We start from the raw sequence: 19,799 nt of genomic DNA on the forward strand, positions 1-19,799 counted from the left end.
CGCGCGGTCTGCTACGCAGACACGACGCGCCGCTGCTACGCAGCGGGTGCATTGGACGCCGACGGCGTCCCGGTTCTGATCCGCTACGCGGTTCAGAAGCAACTACAGTCGACATCGGGTCAGTAATGGTTGCTCTGGTCTTAGTCTCTGGCCCCCTCGGGTCGTTGCTCTCAAGGAAAAGGCGGCTGGCTACGGGGAGGGGTGCGGGTGGACTCTTTAGGTGCAGGATGTTTGATGGTTGCTCAGGTAGTTGCCTTGTGAGCAACCATCAACTTGGTTGGTGGTTGCCCTGTGATGGTTGCACTGACATGCCGACGCCAGCTTGATGGTTGCTCACTCTTTCGGTTGGTTGTGCAACTGTGGGCGGGAAACCCTGCGAGGAAGTTGGTTGCGGTAGTAGATTGAGGTCACCAGTATACACAGAATCCGGTGATGCATCAGCGGGTAAGGTCTGGGGAAATGAGGCCTTGGGTGTCACCACTGATCAACTCGTCAAGATCGACAAGTGCAAGGCGGTGACCGATGATGCTCTCGTTCGTGTCCTCCCCGTGGGGTGACCGATGAGCAGTGGCGGGGCGCCGGAATGGCGCCACATCGAGGAGCACATCGCCGCGGCTGCGCGGGAGTTGCCGGCCGGTGCTCCGATTCCGGCGGCGGGGCTTCGGACCTTGGGGGTCTCGGCGCCGGGTACGGGCAAGACGGCCGTGGGGTTCGGCACCGCGCGGACGGTGGCTTCTGGCGGCCGGGTGCTGTGGCTGGCGCCGTGGCGGAGTCTGCTGGTGCAGACGGCGGCATCGTGGCGTGCCGCGGGGTTCTCCGGGCGGGCGGTGGCGGTGGTCTCGCGGTCGAGGGCGGCGTTCGCGGAGTTCGGGGTGCGGGCCACGACGAGTCCTCCGCAGCTGGGGCTGTGGGCCGGGCGGGGGCCGGTGTGGGTGTTCGCCACCTACGAGTCGCTCAGCTGGCGCCAGGAGGACGGTGAGGACGTTCCTGGGCCGATCGAGCAGGCGCTGCTGGGCGCGTACGGGCAGGAGTTGGAGCCGTTCGACCTCCTGGTCGCGGACGAGGCGCACCATACGTCGGGGGATGCGGCGAAGCCGTGGGCGGCGGTGCATGACAACACGAGGATCGTGGCGGATCGACGGCTGTATCTGACGGCGACGCCGAAGATCTGGGCGGTGCCCGAGGGGCGGGCGGGCCGGAGGGACCGGCTCGTGGTGTCGATGGACGATGAGGCGGTGTACGGGAAGCGGGCGTTCACGTATGGGCTGGTAGAGGCGGTGGAGCGGGGCACTTTGGCCAGGTTTGAGGTCGATGTGCTGGAGATCGCCGATCCCGAGCCGCCGGAGGCGGACGCGGACGATGAGGCGGTGCGCGGGCGCCGGCTGGCGGTGTTGCAGGCGGCGCTGCTGAAGCTGGCCGCTGCGGTGCGCGTGAAGTCGTTGATGACGTTCCACAATCGCACCGTGGACGCGATGGCGTTCGCGCGGGCTTTCCCGGAAACCGCGGCGGAGCTGCACGCCGGCGATCCGGAGCGGTATCCGGAGCGGGTGTCGGCGGAGTGGCTGTGCGGGGATCACACGCTGGAGGTACGGCGGCTGGTCATGGACCGGTTCGGGGACGGGGTGGACGAGGAGGGGCGCGAAACGGACTTTTCGATCTTGTCCTCCTGCAAGGCCGTCGGGGAGGGGCAGGACATCCGCGGGCGCCGAGGGGTCGGCGGGGTCGCGTTCGCCGACACCCGCGGCAGTGCGACGGAGATCGTGCAGAACGTGGGGCGGGCCCTTCGCCAGGCGCCGGGCGAGGGCAAGATCGCGCGCATCGTGGTGCCGGTGTATCTGCAGCCCGGGGAGAAGCCGGACGACATGCTGACCTCGCCCTCCTACCGGCCGCTGGTGGCGGTGTTGCAAGGGCTGCGCTCACACGGGGACGGCCTCATCGAGCGCCTCACGCTGCGCACCGAGCACACCGGCCGCGGTGAGAGCGAGGACGTCACTGGCCTGGACCCCCACCCCGTCACCCCGCCCGGAGCGAAGGACGCCGGTGACCCGGGCGACAGCAGCGAGGGCGACGACCAGGTCCAGGCCGAGGAGAGCCAGCAGCGCGCGGCACAGATGTGGGAGCAGCTGCTGAAGTTCTCCACTCCCCGCGACCCGGACCTCATCGCGCGGTTCGTGGAGCGCCGGATCCTGCAGCCCGACTCCGAGCTCTGGCTGACGGGCTACGACTTTCTGCGCCGGTGGGTCGACAAGCACGGGCACGCGAAGGTGCCGCTGGACGCGACGGTGCCGGTGCCGGACAGCGAGGACGAGGACGAGGTCTACGCGCTTGGCGGGTGGGTCAGTGAGCAGCGTCGGGCGCAGCGGGAGGGGGTGCTGGCGCCGTGGCGGTTCGACATGCTCAACGCGTTGGGGATGGTGTGGTCGGTCCATGACGCGGCTTTCGAGGTGTGGGTGTCCTGCGCGCGCCGGTACTTCGAGATGTACGGGACGCTCGCGGCTCCTCGGGAAGCGGTCATCGACGGCCGGGCAATCGGCCAGAAGCTGGAGAATCTCCGTAAGCCCGGCGGGCTGGGGAAGAACGTTGAGCGGGCCCGGGCGCGGGATGGGCTGCTGCGCGCGATCGATCCCGACTGGAATCCGAAGTGGCCGATCGCCTGGCAGCGCCACTACGCCGGTCTGAAGGCCTGCCTGGACGGCGGGGCCAGTCTGGCGGACCTGCGCCCCGGGATGCTCGTGTTCGGCGATGACATCGGCCTGTGGCTCCTTCAGCAGCAGAAGGACTGGGGCCGGCTCAGCGAGGAGCAGCAGCGGCGGTTGCTCGAGGTGGGGGTGCAGCCGGCGGTCCCGGTGGCTCTGCCTGCCGAGACGAGCGGGGGCGGGGTGCTGCTGGCGGCGGAGGCCAGCAGCTGGGAGCGCAACCTCGCCGCAGCCCGGCAGTACTGGCAGCGGGAGGGCCACGTGCGCATCCCCCGGGCCCATCGCGAAACGGTCGTCGACGAGGCAGGGGTGCATCACGTGCTGCAGGTCGGCGTGTGGCGCAGCAACACGCGCAACCGCCGTGCGAAGCTGCCGAAGGACCAGTACGAGCAGGCCGCTTCGATCGGGCTGTTCGCCTGAGCCACTGTCACGGATCCCGGGCAGCCGCCGGAGCGGCCGACTTGCACTGAGCGCAACTTGCCCTAGGGTTCGACGACTTGCGCTGAGTGCAAATCGGGACCGGTTGCGCTCAGTGCAAGTCGGCATGCGGCTGGCGCGGCGCTCGGGCGCTGGGCCCCGCGGTCATCGGCACAGGGTGCCTGTCAGGTAGTAGCCCGTGATCCGCGGCGACCCGCTGTCCTGGTGTTCACGGAGAAACCACGCTCTCACATGGCCGCTGGTCGGCCGCCCTGTAAGAAGCCGGTCACTCTGTGGGCAGGGACTGCCCTCGTCAACTTGTCTCCGGCTTGCCCTACAACGAGTCACCCGCGTACGCGTGGGCCGGACGGCTCCCCTGCGTGGGAGCGCATCGGCGTGGGCGAGTCACCCGCGTGGGCCGGACGGCTTGGTCTCGGAGCGTCCGTTCTCGTAGTTCGAGTCGCCCGCGTACACGTGGCCGGACTCACGATCCGCCAGCCCTGGACAACCTGCATCCGAGTCACCCGCGTACGCGTGGGCCGGACTGATGATCACCGACGTGCGACTCTCTACCCCGAGAGTCACCCGCGCACGCGTAGGCGGACCGGCAGGCCGAGCAGGGCCCGCGCAGGATCACCGAGTCACCCGCGCACGTGTGGGCCGGACTCATAGTGCCCGAAGTGGTGTCCCCCTGTCAGCGAGTCACCCGCGTACGCATGGGTCGGACTCCGGCGAGCTTGTCGTGCCGCTTGAGCGTCCGCGAGTCACCCGCGTACGCATGGGTCGGACACTTCTTGACCTGCATGTTTTTCCGCGCGGTGGTCGCTATTGAGTTGGTGGGCCACGTCCGAGTGGCGGGGTGGACGGGTGTCGCGCGGTGTGGGTGACCCGAGGATTACTCCTCGGGGGTGGCCCGGCCGTGGCCGGGTCTTCCCGCTTCGCTGGGTGCTGCCTTCCGTCCGCTTGGCCGGCGGGACTTGTGCTCCCTCGACGGGCGTTTTTGACGTCTCCCCTCTCTCAGAGGCGACGGGTTGGGCGTTGTGTTCGATGTTGCGTGCGGCGTTGATGTCTCGGTCGAGGCTCAGGCCGCATTGGTGGCAGTTGAACGTCCTGTCGGCGAGCGTGAGGCTTGGGTTTCGCCACCCGCAGGCTGAGCAGGTTTTGCTGGAGGGCCACCAGCGGTCCAGGACCGCAAGGTGAGAGCCGTACCAGCCGGTTTTGTATGTAAGTTGGCGACGGAGTTCGCCAGGAGCGGCATCAAGGATCGCGCGGTTCAGGCCGGCCTTCTGCTTCACTTTGCGGCCGGGCTGGGCGAGGGTGCCTCGAGCGGTGGCGGTCATTCCGCTCACGTTGAGGTCTTCCACGGCGACGGTCTCGAAGCCGGTGGCGAGGCGTTTGGTCAGGGTGTGCAGAGTCGTGGCGCGGCGTTCGGCGATCTGATGCTGGATGCGGCCGATCCTGCGGGCCGCGTCGGCGCGGTTGGTGGAGCCCTTGCGGGTACGTGCGTAGGCGCGCTGGGCTCGGGTGAGGCGTCGGCGGTCTTGGTCGGCGTGGCGGGGGTTGGGGATGAGCTGGGTTTCGGCGGCTCCGGGCGTGAGGGTGAGGGGTTTGGAGGTGGCGGCGAGGACCTTGACGCCGAGGTCTACGCCGACGCGTCCGCGGGTCTTCTGGGCTCGGGTCGTTGCGGCGGCGGGCTGGTGGACCTCGCACAGGATCATGGCGTACCAGCGGTGGCCGGCGCGGGCGATGGTGACGGACTTGATGACGGCCTGGCCGCGGTCGATGAGGCGGGCCAGGGGCTTGTTGGTGTCATGCAGGCGGACCGAGCCGATCCGGGGAAGGTTGAGGCGTCGGTACCCGTCAGGGCGGATGGTGGGCTTGGTGACGTGGTGGTGGAGGCGGAAGGAGTCGCGGGCGCGGCCCTTCTTCTTGAACCGAGGGTGGCCGACCTTACGACCAGCGCGCTTGCCGGTCAGGGAGTCCATCCAGTTCTTCCAGGCCATGTCGGCGTCGATGAACGCGGACTGGAAGGCGTAGGTGGACACTTCCCACCACCAAGGGCACGGGCGGTGAGGTCCGTACATGCCTAGCTCGGTGGGTCGGCGGCTGTCGCCCTTGATCCGGTTGAGGTGTGCCTGGATCGACGGCTTGGTGGGGATGTTCACCTTCACCGCCTTGCGGGCAGCGGCCTCCGGCATGCCCTCGGCGACGAGAGCGTCGACCTTGCTGCGCCATTCCTGGTGAGCGGCCCGCTTCATGGCGAGCGCGTGGTTGAACGCCCATCGGGAGGCGCCAGCATGGCGGTTGAAGTCGGCGAGCTGAGCCGGGGTCGGGTCAAGGGTGAGGCGGAACGCCCGCATATGCGATGTCGTCGCCTTGGGTGACTGCCCAGCCGGACGCTGCCGCGCAGGGGTCCCCAAGCGGACCGTCTGGGGCAGGTTGTCGCTCACCGAAGCTCGTCCTTTGATCGGATGGGTGCGTCTGCTTTGCTGATGGAGAGCCTGGTGGCGCAACTGGGCCCGGCGCACTGGCCTGGCGTGAAGGTCTCAAGGGTTGGCGCCGGGAGTTGCCCGCACGTTCCGCGTGACGGAAAGCGACAGCTCTAAGCCCGCGCGCCCCGGTCCCAGAGGTCCAGGGGCGCGCTGCGGGTGCGAGAACGCGGAGAACAGCCGTGGTGGCCGGGTGATGACCGCAACGGCTCAGGCGGGAGGCGCGAGTCGATCATGCTCGGTGGTGTACGCCAGCAGCGAGCGGACGCTGGCCATGGCCAAGCGCAGCGGCACGTCCAGCCCGCCCGGGCCTCCGCGGCGATCCGGGCGGCCCGGGAGGCGCAGCCCAGTGAAGCGGGACGGCTCTGGGCGCCAGGCGGCCTTCGGCCGGGCGGGTTCGTGTTGAAATTTACGCAGGTCGGAGGGGGGACGCCAAGGTGCGGTGCACGTAGTCGCTCAGGCCCGGCAGATCGGGGCGCAGCTCGGCGACGTGGGCGGTCAGCGCGCGTACCGAGGGTCGGCGGGCCTCCAGCGGGGCGGCGAGCTCGACGAGGCGCAGCTGGGCGAAGGCGCCGACGGTGTCGCTGGCGTCGAGCAGGGCGCGGGCGGTATCGGTGGCGGCGCGGGCGCGGCGCTCGGCGGTGGGCAGGTGGGCGGGGCGCAGTTGGCGGGCGTGGGCGAGGGCGGTGTCAACGTCGCCGAGGTGGCGGTGGATCCCGATCCCGTACAGGGTGCACTGGCTGGCGGTCAGCTCCCGGGGGCGGCTGGCGGTGTGCGGGTGGCGGGCGAGGCGGAGGGTGTTCTCTTCGGCCTGGGCGGCGAAGTCGCGGGCGGTGGCGGGCTGGTGGGCCTGGGCGGCGGTGTAGGCGGCGGTGAGCGCCGCCAGGCCGGCTGCCTCCAGCTCGGCGGCCGTGGGCCGGGCGCTGGCCAGCAGGTGGGTGCGCGCCTCGTTCAGCAGGAGCAGGGCCTCGTGCGTACGTCCGGTGCGGCGCAGCGGCGTTGCGGCCGCGCGGGCCGCGGCGGCGAGCACCACCGGGTCGCCGGAGCGTCGGGCCGCGGCGGCGGCCCGCTCCGCGTAGGTGCTGGCGGGGGCGGTGTGGCCCTGCTTGACGGCGAGTTGGGAGGCGAGCACCCACACCGCGGCGGCCCGGGCGGCGCTCGCCGGGGTCTGCTCGGTGCTGTGCGCGGCGGCCAGGAGCAGCGGCAGCACCTCGTCGAGCCGCGTGTAGGCGCCGGCGGCGAACAGCCGGCGGGCCGCCTCGATGTCGCCGGCGGACAGTCCCGTCTCGGCGGCCGCCCATGCCGGGGCGGGTCCGGCGACGGCACCGGCTCCGAGGGCAACTCCCGCTGCCAGCATGCTCCGTCGCTTCACATCGGGCCCCTTCTTTCCCTGGGTGCCGTCAGCGGCCGACTGCGGCGTCGTCATGACACTACGGCCAGCGGGACGGCCCGAGAAGGGCGCACGAATCGGCCGTGCGCGCCCCGTCGTCTGCGGGGAGAGTACGGGCAGTCCGGGGCGCCCGGGCCCGGGCGGGGCCGACTGATTCGCCTGCGGGGCCGTGACCGGTCGGCTGGCTCGTCGTTGAGGATGCGGAGCCCTGCCCGCTTACTCGCCGCCGCCGGAGTTGCCCGTGCCCGTCCTCACGGCCCCGCCCGCGCCCGCGCGGCCCGGTCTCGCGCCTACCGGGAGCCGCGGCCCGGTCGAACAAGCCGTGGTCGAGGGTGCGCTCGCCGCGGCCGGGCCCGAGACGCTGGTGCGCACCGACGTGCCCCAGCCCGACGGCTCGGTGCGCCTGTACGCGGCCTGGACCGACCGGGGCGGGCCCCTGGCCGACCACATCGACCGGATCGCGTTCGCGCGCGGGCTGGACGCCTGGTCCTGGGTTGAGATCCTCACCCACAGTGCCCGCACCACCCACCGCGGCCGGATCGAGGTACGCACCCACCCGCTGCGGCAGGTCCTCGCCGACGTCGAACGCGGGCACCGGGGCAACGAGGAGTACCGGGCCAGCCTCGCCCGGATCCTGGCCGACGACGCCGAACGGGCCGGCCGCCCGCCGCTGCCCGGGATCCCTGCCTGGCCGGGCGTCGGCCCCCATCTGTGGCACCGCTACGCGGGAGACGACATGGTCGTCGAGCGGCACTGGCTCGGCCGCTGAAGACGAGGAGCTCACGGTGGCCGCCGTCGACGAGCGGGTCGGGCTCGCCCTCTACGGGGGCTGGCGAGCGGCGGACCAGGGGCGCGGGCAGCGGCGTATTAGCGCATCTCCGGCTCCGGGTAGCGGTCCGTGGTGATGCTCTCGCCGTCGGCCTTGCTCATGGGTGTCCTGCGGGCCGGCGTTGTCAGGGCACTCCGGACCTATTGTTCCGGGAAACCGTGACTCGCTGGCCGCCCGGGGGCCGCACCTGCATGCTCGTCGGCAACGACACGCCGGGGAGGAAACCAGTGCTGCTGATCGACCAGCGCGAAGCGCTCGCACGCTACGAGCGGGAACTTGCCGAGGAGCGGCGCCGCTGGCAGGAGAGGGAACGGGAGCTGTGGGAGCGGATCACCGCTGCGGCACCGTTCGCCTTGACCGTACGGACGGACGCCCGTTTCATGGTGGACGTCCCTCTTCGGCACGCTGCAGCAGCCATCGATCTGCTCACCGGCGCCCGTCGGCAGCACCCGGCAGGCCGGGCGCTGTGCGAAGGCATCACTCGCACGCACCTCATGCCCCTGAGTGAACCCGTGGACACCCACGCGACGTGCCACCGATGCGTCCACGCCGCAGCGGTGGCACGTCCCGCCGACGGGCCCGAACCACCGACTAAGAGGGAGCGCCGGGAGCTCGAGAGGGTCAAGGCCGGAGCCGTGTTCACCGTCGAGCACACCGAGGGGCCCGAGATCCGGGACACCAGCGAGCAGAGCCGGAGCCCCGGCGGAGACCAAGGCCGGAAGGTGACCGCCGTGATGGAGCGGCTGCGCGCCCGGGGCTGGGTGGAACCTGACGCCGAAGCAACCGATTCCCTGCGGGGCGGCCACGGTTGGCGATGGAACCTGACGAGTCTGGGAGCCGCCGCGCTGGCCCTCCCCGCAGTTCCCCGGTGGGTGGAAGCTACGGCGAGCACGCCCACAGCATGAAGTTCTCGTACCCCGTTGACACGCGAGTGGCGGTCGGCGGGCTCGTCCGACCTACAGGCCCAGGCCCCCGCGGCCGGTGGAGAGACGCGTCCCGCGAGGAAGTCTGTGTGGCATCCTGATGCCAGCCGGGCAGCCCGGCCTTCTGACCCGCGCACGCGGGGATGGCTCCCGTTAGGAGCACTGCTCTTCTGCTTCCCGCGCGAGTGGGGATGGCGTCACCAGGCGAACGCACCGGCCACCGTGTGCGGCCTGGACGCGTACCCATCCCCTCGCAGCCAGGAAGGCCCGCCGTGCCCCAAGAGTCCGCCCTGCCCAGCTCGCCCAGCCCCCTCGACCAGACCGTGGCGGCTCTCGCTGCGGCATACCCCGGCCTGCGGCAGACCGAACCGTCGAAGTGGGGCGCGCCCCTCGCCGACGTGCGTCTCACCCCGCAGCGCGCCGCCCGCTTCACCTGGGCCGGCTACGAGGTACACGTGGCCGTCGGCCACGAGGACCACCTCGACCGCAACAACCCCGACAGCACCGCCCTGTACCGGGAGGTCCGCGCCCACGCCACCCTCCTCGTCCCCCAGACCGTCCAGGTGGACGGCATCGGACACGTCGAGTGGGAGATGGTCAACTCCCGGGCGGAAATGGGGTTCCCCGCCGCGTTCGCCGTGGCGGCCGCGGACCAGCACGACCCGCGGTTCGCCGCCGCCGTCCTGTCGACCGTGGCCAAGGCCCTCGCGTACGCCCGCCTGGCCACCGCGCACGCGGTCGTCCAGGCGGAGAAGGCCGCCGACGAGGTCCGGTGGGAGAGCGAACGCCCGGCGGGGGTCAGCCCGCGCAAGTGGCTCCGGGACAAGCGGGCGCAGCGGGACGCGGCAACGTCGTAGGTCCCGGGGCCGCTGTCCCTCTGTTCCTCGCCCGCCCGGCGAACGGGTGGAGGCGGGGCGCCGTCGGGCGCGGGCAGAGGCCGCCGGAGCCAGCCCGCCAAGACCAAGCCGGTCCCGGATCGCTGCCGGCGGCTACTCAGTTGGCGGGGACTGCGAGGTTCTCGGGGGAAGGGGCGCGGTGTCGAAGAAGGAGCCCGGCTGACCTGCCTTCTGCGGTCGGCCGGGATTGCTCGTGCTGGAGAAGACCTGCTCCTGCAAGCGGTGCAGGCGGTCGGCTTCGTCGCGGGCCCGGGCGGGTATGTCGCCGCGTTCGGCGATGAGGCGACTGTAGATCGGAGTCTCCGGGAACACGGCGTGGTCTGCCTTCATGCTGGGCACCCTACGGCGCGGAGAGGGGGCCTCAGCCGCCTGTCCCACGGGGCGGAGGTCACACGAGGACGCAGCGCTGGAGGGGGATGCCGGCGGCGGCCGCGTGTTCCTCCAGCGGCAGTACTTCGTCGGCGCGGCGGACCAGAATCAGGCACAGGTCGGGGTGTCTGGCCGCCAGCTGCTGGTCGCGGATGTCCTGCGCGTGATGGTGGTGCCGTGCTGTGTCGGCCGGCAAGGACACGGACATCGGGCCTGTGCCGTCGGGTAGTTGGAGGCTGGCGGCCCATTCCTGGATGAAGCTGTCGGCCTGTGTCTCGCGCCCGTGCTCCAGAAGCAGGCTGTGCTCGATCCCGAACGCCTCAATGGCGTCGTGCCAGGTCTGCAGCAGTACGTCCTCGACGGCCTGCCGGCCGGTAAGGGAGGGCGAGGCCGCGACGAGGACCACGACCGGTTTCAGCGTGCTGGGGATCCAGCGGGTGATGGTGCACTGCGCGCCGATCAGCTCGCGGATCCGGGCCAGGATCTGCGGTGCTCGCTGAACGGCCTGGTCGCGTGCCCAGGACGAGGCGGCCACCGTGCACAACTCCTGACCCTGAGCGCCGAGACTGACCGGTTCCACCTGGTCGGCGAGGTCCTCCCCCACGATGTCGGACCACCGGTCCCGGATGATCTGTGGAACCGGCCCGGTGACGGTCTGCACGATGATGCCCGATACCTGCGCGTCGGCGTCGAGCAGCTCGTTGATGCGTGCGATCAGCACCGCAGCGATCAACCGGGTCTGCGTCCGCCATGCGGGACTCGAACAGCGCACATGAAGGCGTCCGCGGTCGTCCGTACCGACCGGCTCCACGTGCCGGGCGACGTCGTCGCCTACCGCTGGCGTCCACCATGCGTCGAGATCGCTGAACCACTCCGGTTGTGTCAGGGCCATGGTTGATGTCCTCTCCGCGCTGGAGACCCATGATCGCGCATGCCCGTCCGGCCCCGGTCTTCGCGCCGATAGGGTCGGATCGGCAGAAGCTGAGCGGCAGGCTGGATCGCTCCGGCGTCTCGTACAGCAGCGGACGTAGAGAAGGGGTTCAGTGGAGGGTCTGGAGGATCTGGGGGGTCTCCTCGCAGAGATGGCGGGCCGGTACGCCCGGGAGGACGGGGACAGAGGCCCCGGCCTGATGGCGCTCGGCGGCGTCGGGCGGCAGGAGGGCGAGCGGGTCGTGGACCTGGATGCTCCGCTGCTGGGCCATGCCACACGCGAGATCCGTGACCTGCTCAAGCGCGGCGACTCCTTCGGTCTGCACGTCCAGGACGCCCAGCGTGCCGTGCATCTGGACCGGGAGGGGTGCCTGGCGCTGCTGGCCGCTCTCGTCGGCGCCGGGTACCTGACCGCGCCCGAGGACCTCGACCAGCCCCGGCACTGCTACGACTGCCGCAGCGAGGACTGCGAGTACCACGACTACCGGACCTGGACGCTGACGCCTGCGGGGCGGAGCCTGGCCCATGCCTCCGGCCGCAGGCCGTCCACCCGTAAGAACGCCGACGCGCTGGTCGCCAAGGTCGTCAAGGCCGCCCGGGCGGTCAACGCTGATCCCGATGCGACGCTGTGGTGGGTCAAGGAGATCCGTGCGGTGGGCGCCTACGCCGATCCCGGCCGGGAGTCGCTGCTGCACGTCGATCTCGCCGTGGATCTCCGGCCGCGCCTGGACGACCCGCTCGAGCAGCGCAAGGCCGAACAGCGCCTGCGTGATGCCGCCCGCGACCGCGGGGAGCGGCAGCGGGTGTGGGACATGGTCGGGTACGGCCACTGGCGTACCCGGCTCGCGCTCGCCGGGCGCAGCAAGGTCGTCCGGCTGTTCGGGTCAGCCCAAGGGGTTGAGGGGAAGCTGCTGTTCGAGGAGGAGCGGGATCTGACCGTCTCCGCGAAGGCGACCGTGCCCTATCAGCGGCCGGCGGACGTGCCGCTGACGAACTGCTCGTGGTGCGGGCGGCAGGGTGAGGCCGCGCGCGTTGCCCCGCGCGGTGCACCGCTGGCCTCGTCCCCCGTCGGGCTGTGCGAGCAGTGCCTGTCGCTGGGCTGGGCCGATGATCTCCAGTACCAGGGCTCGGCCGAGGTGTGGCCGTGGGGTGCGGTCCGTAGGCTGCGCACGGCGCTGGCCGAGGAGCCGATTCACTCATCCGGGTGCGCACTGTGCGGCCGCGAGGACGCGGTGGAGCAGCCGTGGTGGCCGGGTGATCACCGCGACGGGTCCGGCGGTGCCGAGCCGGTCGTGCTCCGGTTGTGCGACGTGTGCCCTGGACTGCTGGAGCTGGTCGACGCCCCCGGCCGGGACGGCTCGTGGTGTGCCCGGCACGAGCACGCGTGCATGGTCGGCATGCGCGCCCTGTTGTGGCGCCGGGCTGGCGTCCCGGAGGTGCCCCCGAGCGCGCGGAAGACCCGTAAGCGGCCGCGGCTGACCGCGCTGCACCGGGACGTGCTGGCCCGGGTGGACGAGCACGGGGCGCTGTCAGCCGTGGACCTGGCCCGCGCCCCGTCCAGCCAGATCCACCAGGACTCCCGCTGGTGGATGGTGCGGCTGGCCCACCTGTTCGACCACCGCCTCATCGTCGAAGTGCGCGACGGCGGCGAGGACGCACGGGGGCTCGTGCGGGCCACCAGCGACCTCGAGCGGGACCTGGAGGCCCAGCTTGATGCGTTGCACCGGCCGGGGCCGGTCTGGGACGGGGAGCGGGTGCTCGAGCCCGTTCCGCCCGCTGGCTGGGTCGAACTGCGCGACAGGGCCGGCCAGGAGGCGGCCCGGCTGGACCAGGAGGCATTGCGGCGGCGTGCGAACCATCCGGTGCCCGAGGCTCCCCGCGGCCGCTGGGGGTAGCCGCACGCACCCCGCCGTGGTGCGTGCCGGGGCGGGCGAGGTGGCTGGGCTCTCTCCTTCGGCGGCCCGTCGTCGTGGTGAACATGACGCTGACCCGTTCCCGGTCCGACGCTGCGCCCTTGCGGACGCGGGAAACGGGACGGGCCGCCCACATGCCCGGCTACATCACCGTGGAGTGCTGGACGTCGAGCGTCAGGTCACCGGGGTCGGCTTCGCCTGAGCGGGTCGGCAGGGGGGTCATAGGGCTGGCGCCTCCTGGCTCGGGAGGGCGGGGCCTCCGAGGATCTGCTGGGTCAGGGCGTTCGGGTCGATCTGGGTGGCCTGGGCGGGGGCGGTGGCCCGGTCGCCCTTTCCGATGCGCAGGACGAGGGCGAACTTGTCGCTCTTGGTCTGCGCCAGCGGGGCGAGGTCCACCGATACCTCGTTGAGGGTGCCGTTCTTGAGGGCGAAGTCGGCGGTGATCTTCTTGTCCGGGGCGTCCTTGAGGTCCTTGCTGGTCGGCAGCTTGGCGCCCTGAGGGAGGTCCGCGGCGAGCGGGCGGAGTTCGTCGAAGAGTCCGGTGAGCAGGGTCCGGAAGGGGGCCGTGGCGGTGATGTGGTCGGCGCCGTCCTTGGTCCCGGTGTCCTCGAACTGGACTTCGCGGTTGATCAGCTGCTGAAGGCCGTTGATGACCTTCTTCTGCCGGGCCTGGGCGCTGGGGTTCGCGGAGGGCGAGCTCTCCTGGCCGGGGGTGTTCTTGGTCAGGCTGTCGGCCGGCATCTTGACCCAGCCGCCGCTGAGGACCTGCTTGAGGTCAGTGGCGTCGGGTGGCAGGTCCTCGGGAGCGGGGAGCTGGCTGCCGGCTGCCTTCTCCAGCGGCTTCACGCCGGCGCGCAGGTAGGCCCAGTCGCCGACCTGTCGGTACTCCAGCAGGTCACCGTCCGGGCCGGAGGCCTTCATCGCCATGCCGGTGATGTCGGTGGCGGAGGAGTCCTTCAGTGGCTTCTTCGACTGCACGGAGACGGATACGCGGGCGCCGGCGAGGAGTTCGGCGACCTGCTCGGGCATCTCTTCACCCGGTGCGGCGTCGGAGTCCAGCGCCTTCAGGGTGGCGGCGTCGGTGTCCAGCCCGAGCTCGAAGGAGAGGGAGGTCTGCTGACCGAGCTTGTCGACGGCCTTGTCGAGCTTCTGCGCGGCGGTGAGGTTCTCGGCGGTGCTGCAGGCGACCGCTCCCACCAGGACGGCGGCTGCGACTGCGACGGTCTTCTTGCGTATGGCGTTGATGGCGGTCTCCCAAGGGTCGAAGGGCGGTGGTCGTGTGCCGCTGGTGACGCGGTTGGCGGGGCGCGTCCGGGGCGGGTTTCTAGGTGAGGCCGGGGCGCTGGTGGCCCTGCTGCTGGTGTGCGGCGGACTGCCGCTGGTCCTGCTGAGCCGGAGCGCGGGGCGAGTGACCGTTTGTCGCGCGGTCCTGGGCGCCTCTGAGCTGGCGGTCGCGCATCTCTGTGGCCCGTTCCTCGGCAGCACGCCGAATAGCTGCGAGCCGCTCCTCTGCCTGAGCAAGAAGCTGGCCGATGTCCTCGTGCAGGACCGCCTCAAGTTCGGCAACTTCGGAACGCTCAGCGTTCTGCGCACGGACGGCAGCCTCGGCACGAAGGCCCGGTGCCCCGGGGAGGTCCGGGAGCGTGGACGGCGCGGCGGGGGAATCGGCGAGGGCCGTGTAGACCAGGGCGGCGCGGCCGATGTCGCGCAGGGCTGCGACACCGGGATGTCCGCCGTATCCGGAAGTTGGGATGGCCCGCTGGAGGCCAAGGTCGGCGATCCGTGCGCAGGCCGCCAGGGAAGTCTGCCTCCACCATCCCGCCACGTGGTTGTCGGCCCACAGCTCGGGGAAGGCGGCGCCAGCCTGCTCTCGGAAGGTGCCGTGGACGCGCTGGAGGGCGCCGATGATGGTGTTGATCTGCCTCCACTGCGCATACGGGTTCAGGTTGACTTCGCAGGTCTCTGCTCGGTGCAGGGCCGTCTCGATCGTGTCGATGCCTCTTCCGGCTCCGGGCCCGTAAATGGCGGCGATGCCCCGCGCCTTGCGGTTCTCCATCCGCACGTACTCCCCGACGACCGGCCCGGTCCCGGCCGGGGCCAGCGCGAGGTCGAGGCTGGCGACCGCGTGCAGCACCGCGGCTTCGTCCGTACCGGGCCGGGACCGGGCGAAGGCCTCCAGGACAGCGGCGGCCTGCGGCCACGTAGCGGGCGCCACCGGCACGCTGCCCTCCCACAGCGGCAGAGTCCTGACCTGGGCTGCAGAAGCCATCAGCTCGGCGAACCTGTCCGGGTACGACGTGCCGATGGCCCCCGTGAATCGTCTGTGGATGTCAGGGCTCGAGGCGTTGGGAGGGGCGGGCGGCATCGCGCGGGCGCTCACGGCGAAGCGGGGGCCGGGAAGGGTGGGGAGCACGGATGCGTCGATGTCGGCGCGGCTGGCCACGATGAGCCGGTCGGCCGCGGCGGCCCGCGCAAGGAGTGCCTCGCGAGTGCCGGGGTCGTGCAGGAGGTCGGCGTGCACGACCAGGACGCCGCCGGTGTTGCGCTCGGGATGCTGGACCGCCTCGCTGGCGGACATGGGAGTACAGGCGAGGTCCGGGTGCAGCTCGGTGACGGTGGTGCGGATCTGGGGCAGCAGGTGGCGGAAGTCGATCACTGTCAGCGGCATGCCCGTGCGGGCGGCCAGGTGCGCTCCCGCGGCGACCGCGATCTCTCGACCAGGGGCCCCGAACTCGTAGGCGACGTGGCCTCCGCCGGAGGCCACGAGCGAGTCGACGAGCTGTGCCGCCTCGGGGTGGTCGATCGCATCGTTCATGTGGGGCCTTCAGCTCTCCCGGGCACGGTCCGGCCGCCGGCGTCTTCCTTGCCGTGGGCCGGTCCGGGCAGGTGACTAGGTGCGGCCGGTCCCCTGGGACCGGTTCTGCTGGTGTGCGGCCGCCTGCTCTTGGCCGTGGCCGGGGGGCGTCCGTGACGGGGCGGTGGGCCCGGTCGCGGCCCGGCGCTGGCGGGCCAGCTCGATGGTCGCCTCGTACTTGCTGCGAAGGTCGCCGATGCGCTGTCTGACCTCCGCGGGATCCACCCTCTCCAGCACCTCGGCCATTTCATCGAAGACCACGAGGTCCTGGTCGGGCAGGACGTCACTGTTGGCCTGCCGGACCAGGCGCAGGGCCACACTCATGTCCATCGGCGGGGGCGTCAGGGTGATCGGCGCCGGGCGAGGAGCTGACGACATCAGGTCACGGAGCCGAAGGACGAGGCCGGGGGTGGCGAGGGCGTCGAGGGTGGTGTCGCTGTAGTCGTGGCGTGCCACGAGGAGGTGGTCGGCGCTGTGGGCCATCGCGAGCAGCGGCTTGCGCACGTCCGCGTCGCGCAGGACGTCGGCGTGCACGGCCAGGACGCCGTTGATGCTGCCGGCCGGCTGCAGGGCCGCCTCTTCGGCGGAGATGACCGCGCTGCGCGCCTCGGGCTGCACCTCGCGGACGAAGGCGCGGACGTCGGAATGGAGGCTTCGGGCTTCCACGATCGTCAGCGGGGCGTTCGTCTTGGCCGCCAGTCGCGCGCCGGCGGCGAGGAGCGTCTCCCGGCCGCCTCCGCCGACGTCGTAGGTGATGCGTCCTCCCCCGGCGGCCACGAGCGTCTCGACGGCCTCCGCGATCCGCGGGTGTTTCAGCACGCTGCTGTCCACGCGATCACTCCCCTCTTCGCCGCGGTCAGTGGTCGTTGTAGAAGGTGGCGGAGGTCTTGCAGTACGAGGGGTACTGCCCGGTCTTGATCACGCAGACCCGCAGCTTGTAGGAGCGCTTCTCGGCGATGTTGTGGCGGCCGTCGGCGGCGCTCACGACGGTGCACTTGTTGTCGTTGTAGCTGTCGGTGACGCGGTAGACGTGCGCCCCGGCGGCGGTCTGGACGTCCACCAGCGCGCGGTAGCCGTCGGTGTTGACGTCGCACACCTCCAGCCGGTCGCCCTGTTCGCGGAAGGTCGCGGCGGCGCCGCTGCCGTGCGGGCCGCCGCTGTACCACCAGGTGGTCGCCGCCGAGGCGGTTGTGGCGTTGGACGCCATCAGGGCACCCAGCGCCACGGCGGGTACGGCGGCGCGGGCCAGGCGCATGCGCGTCGACTTCATCCGGGTCCTCCTGAGCCGGCGGGGCCCGGCCGTGGTGCCGGGCGTTTTGAGGCAATCAGCTCCCCGTGGCGCCGAGCAGCTGTGGCGGCCTGCTTCCCGGGCGCTGCGACGGTGTCCGGGCCGCCTGTCCCGCCCGGCGGGAGCTCGTCCGGTCCGGCCGCACCCGGCTCCTGCGCCAGCGCCGGGTCTGCCCGGCGGTTTCAGGCCTGCGGAGTGCCGGAGCTCGTGCCGGTTGTCTCCCGCCGGGCGCGGCCGGACCGCTACCCTGAGGGGAGCAGCGGCACGTGCCGACGACCTTCGAGGCGGTTGTGATCATGGGTAGCGACGACTGGACCCCCGACTCCATCGCCCATGCCCTGCCGGACGCCGGCATGCGCATGGAGTTCGTGCGGCAGCTGAACACCACGCCGCTGTCGGGGCTCGCCGCGCTCGGCGAGAAGTGGATCAAGGTCATCGAGGACCTGAAGGCCGCCGCAGAACGCGGCCGTGAGCTGCACGCCTACCAGCGGCAGCACGGCGGGCAACTCCCCGAGCAGTACACGGACGTCACCGACTCGATCGCGGAGAGCCGGGCCGCCTGACCCATGTACCGGCTCTATATGGACTCCACACTGCACGCCGTATACCGGGACCTTCCGGACAAAGCGCGCGCCCGGGTCGCCCAGTTCCTGCTCGACTCGGCCAACGATCCCCGGGCGGCCACCAGCCCGTACGGCGACGTCGATGACGGACTGATGCGGCTGTGGGCCTCGGGCGACCTTGCCGTCGTGCTCCTGATCGGGGACCAGACCCGGACCATCACGGTCCTCAGCATCGCCTACGCCGGACTGGACTAGCCCCGACGAGCCCGGCCGCCCCGGCTTGGGGTGTGCGGGCTCGTCACGCCGCCGGGGCGTGCGCGGTGCCGCACCGTGGGCACCGGCAGGGGTCTTCCTCGCACGGGGCGGCCAGCGCCAGGCACCGGGCGCAGTCGCACAGTTCGGGCTCCCCCGGAGCCCGCCGGTAGTCCGTGCCGAGCGGCGCGGCCGACGGCCAGGCGCCGGGCTTGTGCCCAGCGGGAGCGGAGAATCTCTGCCACAGCGCCACGACCTGCACGGGGGATCGCACCGGGCGGATCTGCAGGCGCATGAACGCGGGCAGGTCGCCCTGCTCGCGCATGGCCGCGATGTCGTCGGTCGCGAAGTCCTCCACGGCCCCCTCGCGTGCTCCGGCGTCCCCGGTGAGCCGCTCACCGGCCGCCGGGGGTGCTTGCTCCATCACGGTGCCCCTCGTCCAGCTCGATCCCTTCGGGGCATCCGGGGCGGCGGCCTAGCGTGCAAGGACCCACCGCCGCCCCGGGCTCTCCCCGATCCGTCCCAGAACAGGAGGCCCCTTCACCCTGCCGTCCGGGGAAGCGGCCGGTACTGCCACGGGGCGCCTGGTTTCGGCACCTGGCACGACCAGGTGCGGGGGCGTCCCGCCGGGCGGACCAGGCGCCAGGATCACGAGTCCGGCGCCGGGCGGGCTCAGGCGGTCGGCGCCGCGCGGGCCAGCGGGTTCAAGTCGCCGTGGAGAGCGGCGTGCAGGGCCGCCGCGATTTGCCGGGCCCGCTCCTCGCCCGCGATGTCGTACAGCACGGTGCTGCCCGGCCGGGCCGGCTGGGGCGCAAGACGTACCTCGCGTCGGTCGTGGAGACGGTCGATGGCCTCGCTCACGGCGGTGGCTGCGACGTCGCTGACGGTGTGCCCGGGCGCCGCGGTGCTCGTGTCGGTCTTCACCGTCCAGCGCTGCCCGCTGCGGGCGATGCAGACGAACACCGCGCCCGCGTCCCTGGCCTCGCCGTAGGCGCGGTTGAAGGCGGTGACGCCGGTGGCGTCCGGGATCCGGTCAGCAGGACAGGCGATCGGCGGCGCGTGCATGACGGCATCTTGGCAGCCGGGCAACGACGCGCGGCCGCAGGATTGTTGAGCGCGCGGGGAGCAGCGGACAACGACGGGGAGCTTGCCGGAATTGCCCGCAATGACTGGGTGACGGTCCATCACCGCGTACGGTGCGAACGCTGGGCCGCCGAAAGGATGGCCTCGCGCTCCCCCGGTTTGCTCGCCTTCCAGAATTGCAGGCTTGACCTGCGGATATCTCACGAAGGAGAGAGTTGTGTGTTCATCTCCGGCGTGTTGTTTGACCAGACCATTGGGTCTGGAGTTAAGTAGCGCGCAGCTTCAGGGCGACGGAGGGTCAATCACCCTCGGCGCTTGTTGGTTCGTTGCCATGTCAGCCGGGGCGCAGTCGGCTGACCGTGATCAAGGGTTGTTGCGATGCTGGACTTGGCTGATCTGATGCGACCGCGCTCCCAGCGGTGGGTCGCGGCGCGTGCCGGAGTGGGCACGCAGACGCTGAGCAACCTGAATCGCATCGGGCTGATGCCCGCCGCCGACGAGATGCGGGCCGTGGACGCGGTGCTGGCGTTGTGCGCGCGCACCCTCGGTGCCAATCGGTCGACGAACCGCAGGGCGAAGCCCGGCTCGCGGACCAAGGAGGCGCTGGCGCGCGATCATCAAGTGATGACCCTGGCACGGCGGTTGCTGGAGGACGGGCCTGTCGAGACGCGCACCACGCTGGTGGTCGACGGCAATCGCGTGGAGGTCCAGCACGCCCTGGAGGCGGTGGCGGACTGGCTGCACCAGGAAGGGGACGAGGCCGAGCCGCTGGTCCTGATGCCGCTGGGCCGCTGGGCCACGTCGATGCTGAAGGTCGTGGCGGAGGAAGGGGGCGTTGGCGTTGAGGATGCCCCCGCTCTGGCGTGCTGAGGCCCCCTCGCCCGCGGTGCTCTCGCCGGTTTCCCCG

18 protein-coding genes are annotated in these 19,799 nt (G+C 71.4%); 8 read left to right on the forward strand and 10 right to left on the reverse strand.

The features are described from left to right. Window positions 1-560 precede the first annotated feature (560 nt). The gene (locus ABZ404_RS34610) at window positions 561-3,116 is read left to right on the forward strand and encodes a Helicase associated domain protein (protein WP_358837058.1); all 2,556 of its coding nucleotides are present in this window, start codon (window positions 561-563) and stop codon (window positions 3,114-3,116) included. 761 nt (window positions 3,117-3,877) lie between these two features. On the opposite strand, the gene ABZ404_RS34615 is transcribed toward ABZ404_RS34610, so the two are convergent. Beyond that, window positions 3,878-5,473, reverse strand: a complete 1,596-nt coding sequence (locus tag ABZ404_RS34615) for an RNA-guided endonuclease TnpB family protein (protein ID WP_358837057.1) — start codon at window positions 5,471-5,473, stop codon at window positions 3,878-3,880. Window positions 5,474-6,011: 538 nt separating this feature from the next. Continuing rightward, a complete protein-coding gene (locus ABZ404_RS34620) occupies window positions 6,012-7,028 on the reverse strand; it encodes a transcriptional regulator (RefSeq protein ID WP_358991271.1) in 1,017 nt (338 codons plus the stop codon). 205 nt (window positions 7,029-7,233) lie between these two features. On the opposite strand from ABZ404_RS34620, the gene ABZ404_RS34625 reads away from it, so the two are divergent. The 3 genes from ABZ404_RS34625 to ABZ404_RS34635 all read left to right on the forward strand — a co-directional run bounded on the left by ABZ404_RS34625 (window position 7,234) and on the right by ABZ404_RS34635 (window position 9,601). Then, window positions 7,234-7,761, forward strand: a complete 528-nt coding sequence (locus ABZ404_RS34625; RefSeq protein ID WP_358835731.1) for a hypothetical protein — start codon at window positions 7,234-7,236, stop codon at window positions 7,759-7,761. Between the two features lie 287 nt (window positions 7,762-8,048). Then, window positions 8,049-8,726 (forward strand): hypothetical protein, encoded by a 678-nt coding sequence (locus ABZ404_RS34630; protein ID WP_358835730.1) that lies wholly within the window; start codon window positions 8,049-8,051, stop codon window positions 8,724-8,726. Window positions 8,727-9,016: 290 nt separating this feature from the next. Then, a complete protein-coding gene (locus tag ABZ404_RS34635) occupies window positions 9,017-9,601 on the forward strand; it encodes a hypothetical protein (protein WP_358835729.1) in 585 nt (194 codons plus the stop codon). Between the two features lie 132 nt (window positions 9,602-9,733). Here the strand turns inward: ABZ404_RS34635 and ABZ404_RS34640 are convergent, their stop codons facing one another. Next, a complete protein-coding gene (locus tag ABZ404_RS34640; RefSeq protein ID WP_358835732.1) occupies window positions 9,734-9,952 on the reverse strand; it encodes a hypothetical protein in 219 nt (72 codons plus the stop codon). A gap of 76 nt (window positions 9,953-10,028) precedes the next feature. After that, window positions 10,029-10,901 (reverse strand): DUF721 domain-containing protein, encoded by an 873-nt coding sequence (locus tag ABZ404_RS34645; RefSeq protein ID WP_358835728.1) that lies wholly within the window; start codon window positions 10,899-10,901, stop codon window positions 10,029-10,031. Window positions 10,902-11,052: 151 nt separating this feature from the next. Between ABZ404_RS34645 and ABZ404_RS34650 the strand changes: the two genes are divergently transcribed. Further along, window positions 11,053-12,834: a hypothetical protein gene (locus ABZ404_RS34650; RefSeq protein ID WP_358835727.1), complete on the forward strand. Its 1,782-nt coding sequence runs from the start codon at window positions 11,053-11,055 to the stop codon at window positions 12,832-12,834. Window positions 12,835-13,071: 237 nt separating this feature from the next. Here ABZ404_RS34650 and ABZ404_RS34655 read toward each other — a convergent pair whose 3' ends face one another. From ABZ404_RS34655 to ABZ404_RS34670, 4 genes are all read right to left on the reverse strand, one after another. Next, on the reverse strand, window positions 13,072-14,049 hold the full coding sequence (locus ABZ404_RS34655) for a hypothetical protein (RefSeq protein ID WP_358835726.1): 978 nt from the start codon (window positions 14,047-14,049) through the stop codon (window positions 13,072-13,074). Between the two features lie 127 nt (window positions 14,050-14,176). Beyond that, window positions 14,177-15,667, reverse strand: coding sequence for a hypothetical protein (locus tag ABZ404_RS34660; protein WP_358835725.1), 1,491 nt, complete (start codon window positions 15,665-15,667; stop codon window positions 14,177-14,179). Between the two features lie 75 nt (window positions 15,668-15,742). Further along, the gene (locus ABZ404_RS34665; protein ID WP_358835724.1) at window positions 15,743-16,537 is read right to left on the reverse strand and encodes a hypothetical protein; all 795 of its coding nucleotides are present in this window, start codon (window positions 16,535-16,537) and stop codon (window positions 15,743-15,745) included. Between the two features lie 25 nt (window positions 16,538-16,562). Beyond that, the gene (locus ABZ404_RS34670; protein ID WP_358835723.1) at window positions 16,563-16,976 is read right to left on the reverse strand and encodes a hypothetical protein; all 414 of its coding nucleotides are present in this window, start codon (window positions 16,974-16,976) and stop codon (window positions 16,563-16,565) included. Between the two features lie 284 nt (window positions 16,977-17,260). Here ABZ404_RS34670 and ABZ404_RS34675 point away from each other — a divergent pair, with 284 nt between their 5' ends. Together ABZ404_RS34675 and ABZ404_RS34680 are read left to right on the forward strand one after the other, a co-directional pair. Then, entirely contained in the window at window positions 17,261-17,557 is a 297-nt protein-coding gene (locus ABZ404_RS34675) for a hypothetical protein (RefSeq protein ID WP_358835722.1), read from the forward strand. Window positions 17,558-17,575: 18 nt separating this feature from the next. Next, entirely contained in the window at window positions 17,576-17,812 is a 237-nt protein-coding gene (locus ABZ404_RS34680; RefSeq protein WP_358835721.1) for a hypothetical protein, read from the forward strand. A 43-nt stretch (window positions 17,813-17,855) separates the two neighbouring features. Here the strand turns inward: ABZ404_RS34680 and ABZ404_RS34685 are convergent, their stop codons facing one another. Both ABZ404_RS34685 and ABZ404_RS34690 read right to left on the reverse strand, forming a co-directional pair. After that, window positions 17,856-18,233, reverse strand: a complete 378-nt coding sequence (locus ABZ404_RS34685; RefSeq protein WP_358835720.1) for a hypothetical protein — start codon at window positions 18,231-18,233, stop codon at window positions 17,856-17,858. Window positions 18,234-18,481: 248 nt separating this feature from the next. Further along, the gene (locus tag ABZ404_RS34690; protein WP_358835719.1) at window positions 18,482-18,874 is read right to left on the reverse strand and encodes a hypothetical protein; all 393 of its coding nucleotides are present in this window, start codon (window positions 18,872-18,874) and stop codon (window positions 18,482-18,484) included. A gap of 396 nt (window positions 18,875-19,270) precedes the next feature. Between ABZ404_RS34690 and ABZ404_RS34695 the strand changes: the two genes are divergently transcribed. Further along, window positions 19,271-19,762: a hypothetical protein gene (locus ABZ404_RS34695; RefSeq protein WP_358835718.1), complete on the forward strand. Its 492-nt coding sequence runs from the start codon at window positions 19,271-19,273 to the stop codon at window positions 19,760-19,762. Window positions 19,763-19,799 lie beyond the last annotated feature (37 nt).

Source organism: Streptomyces sp. NPDC005878, from assembly GCF_040629815.1.
Taxonomy (GTDB): domain Bacteria; phylum Actinomycetota; class Actinomycetes; order Streptomycetales; family Streptomycetaceae; genus Streptomyces.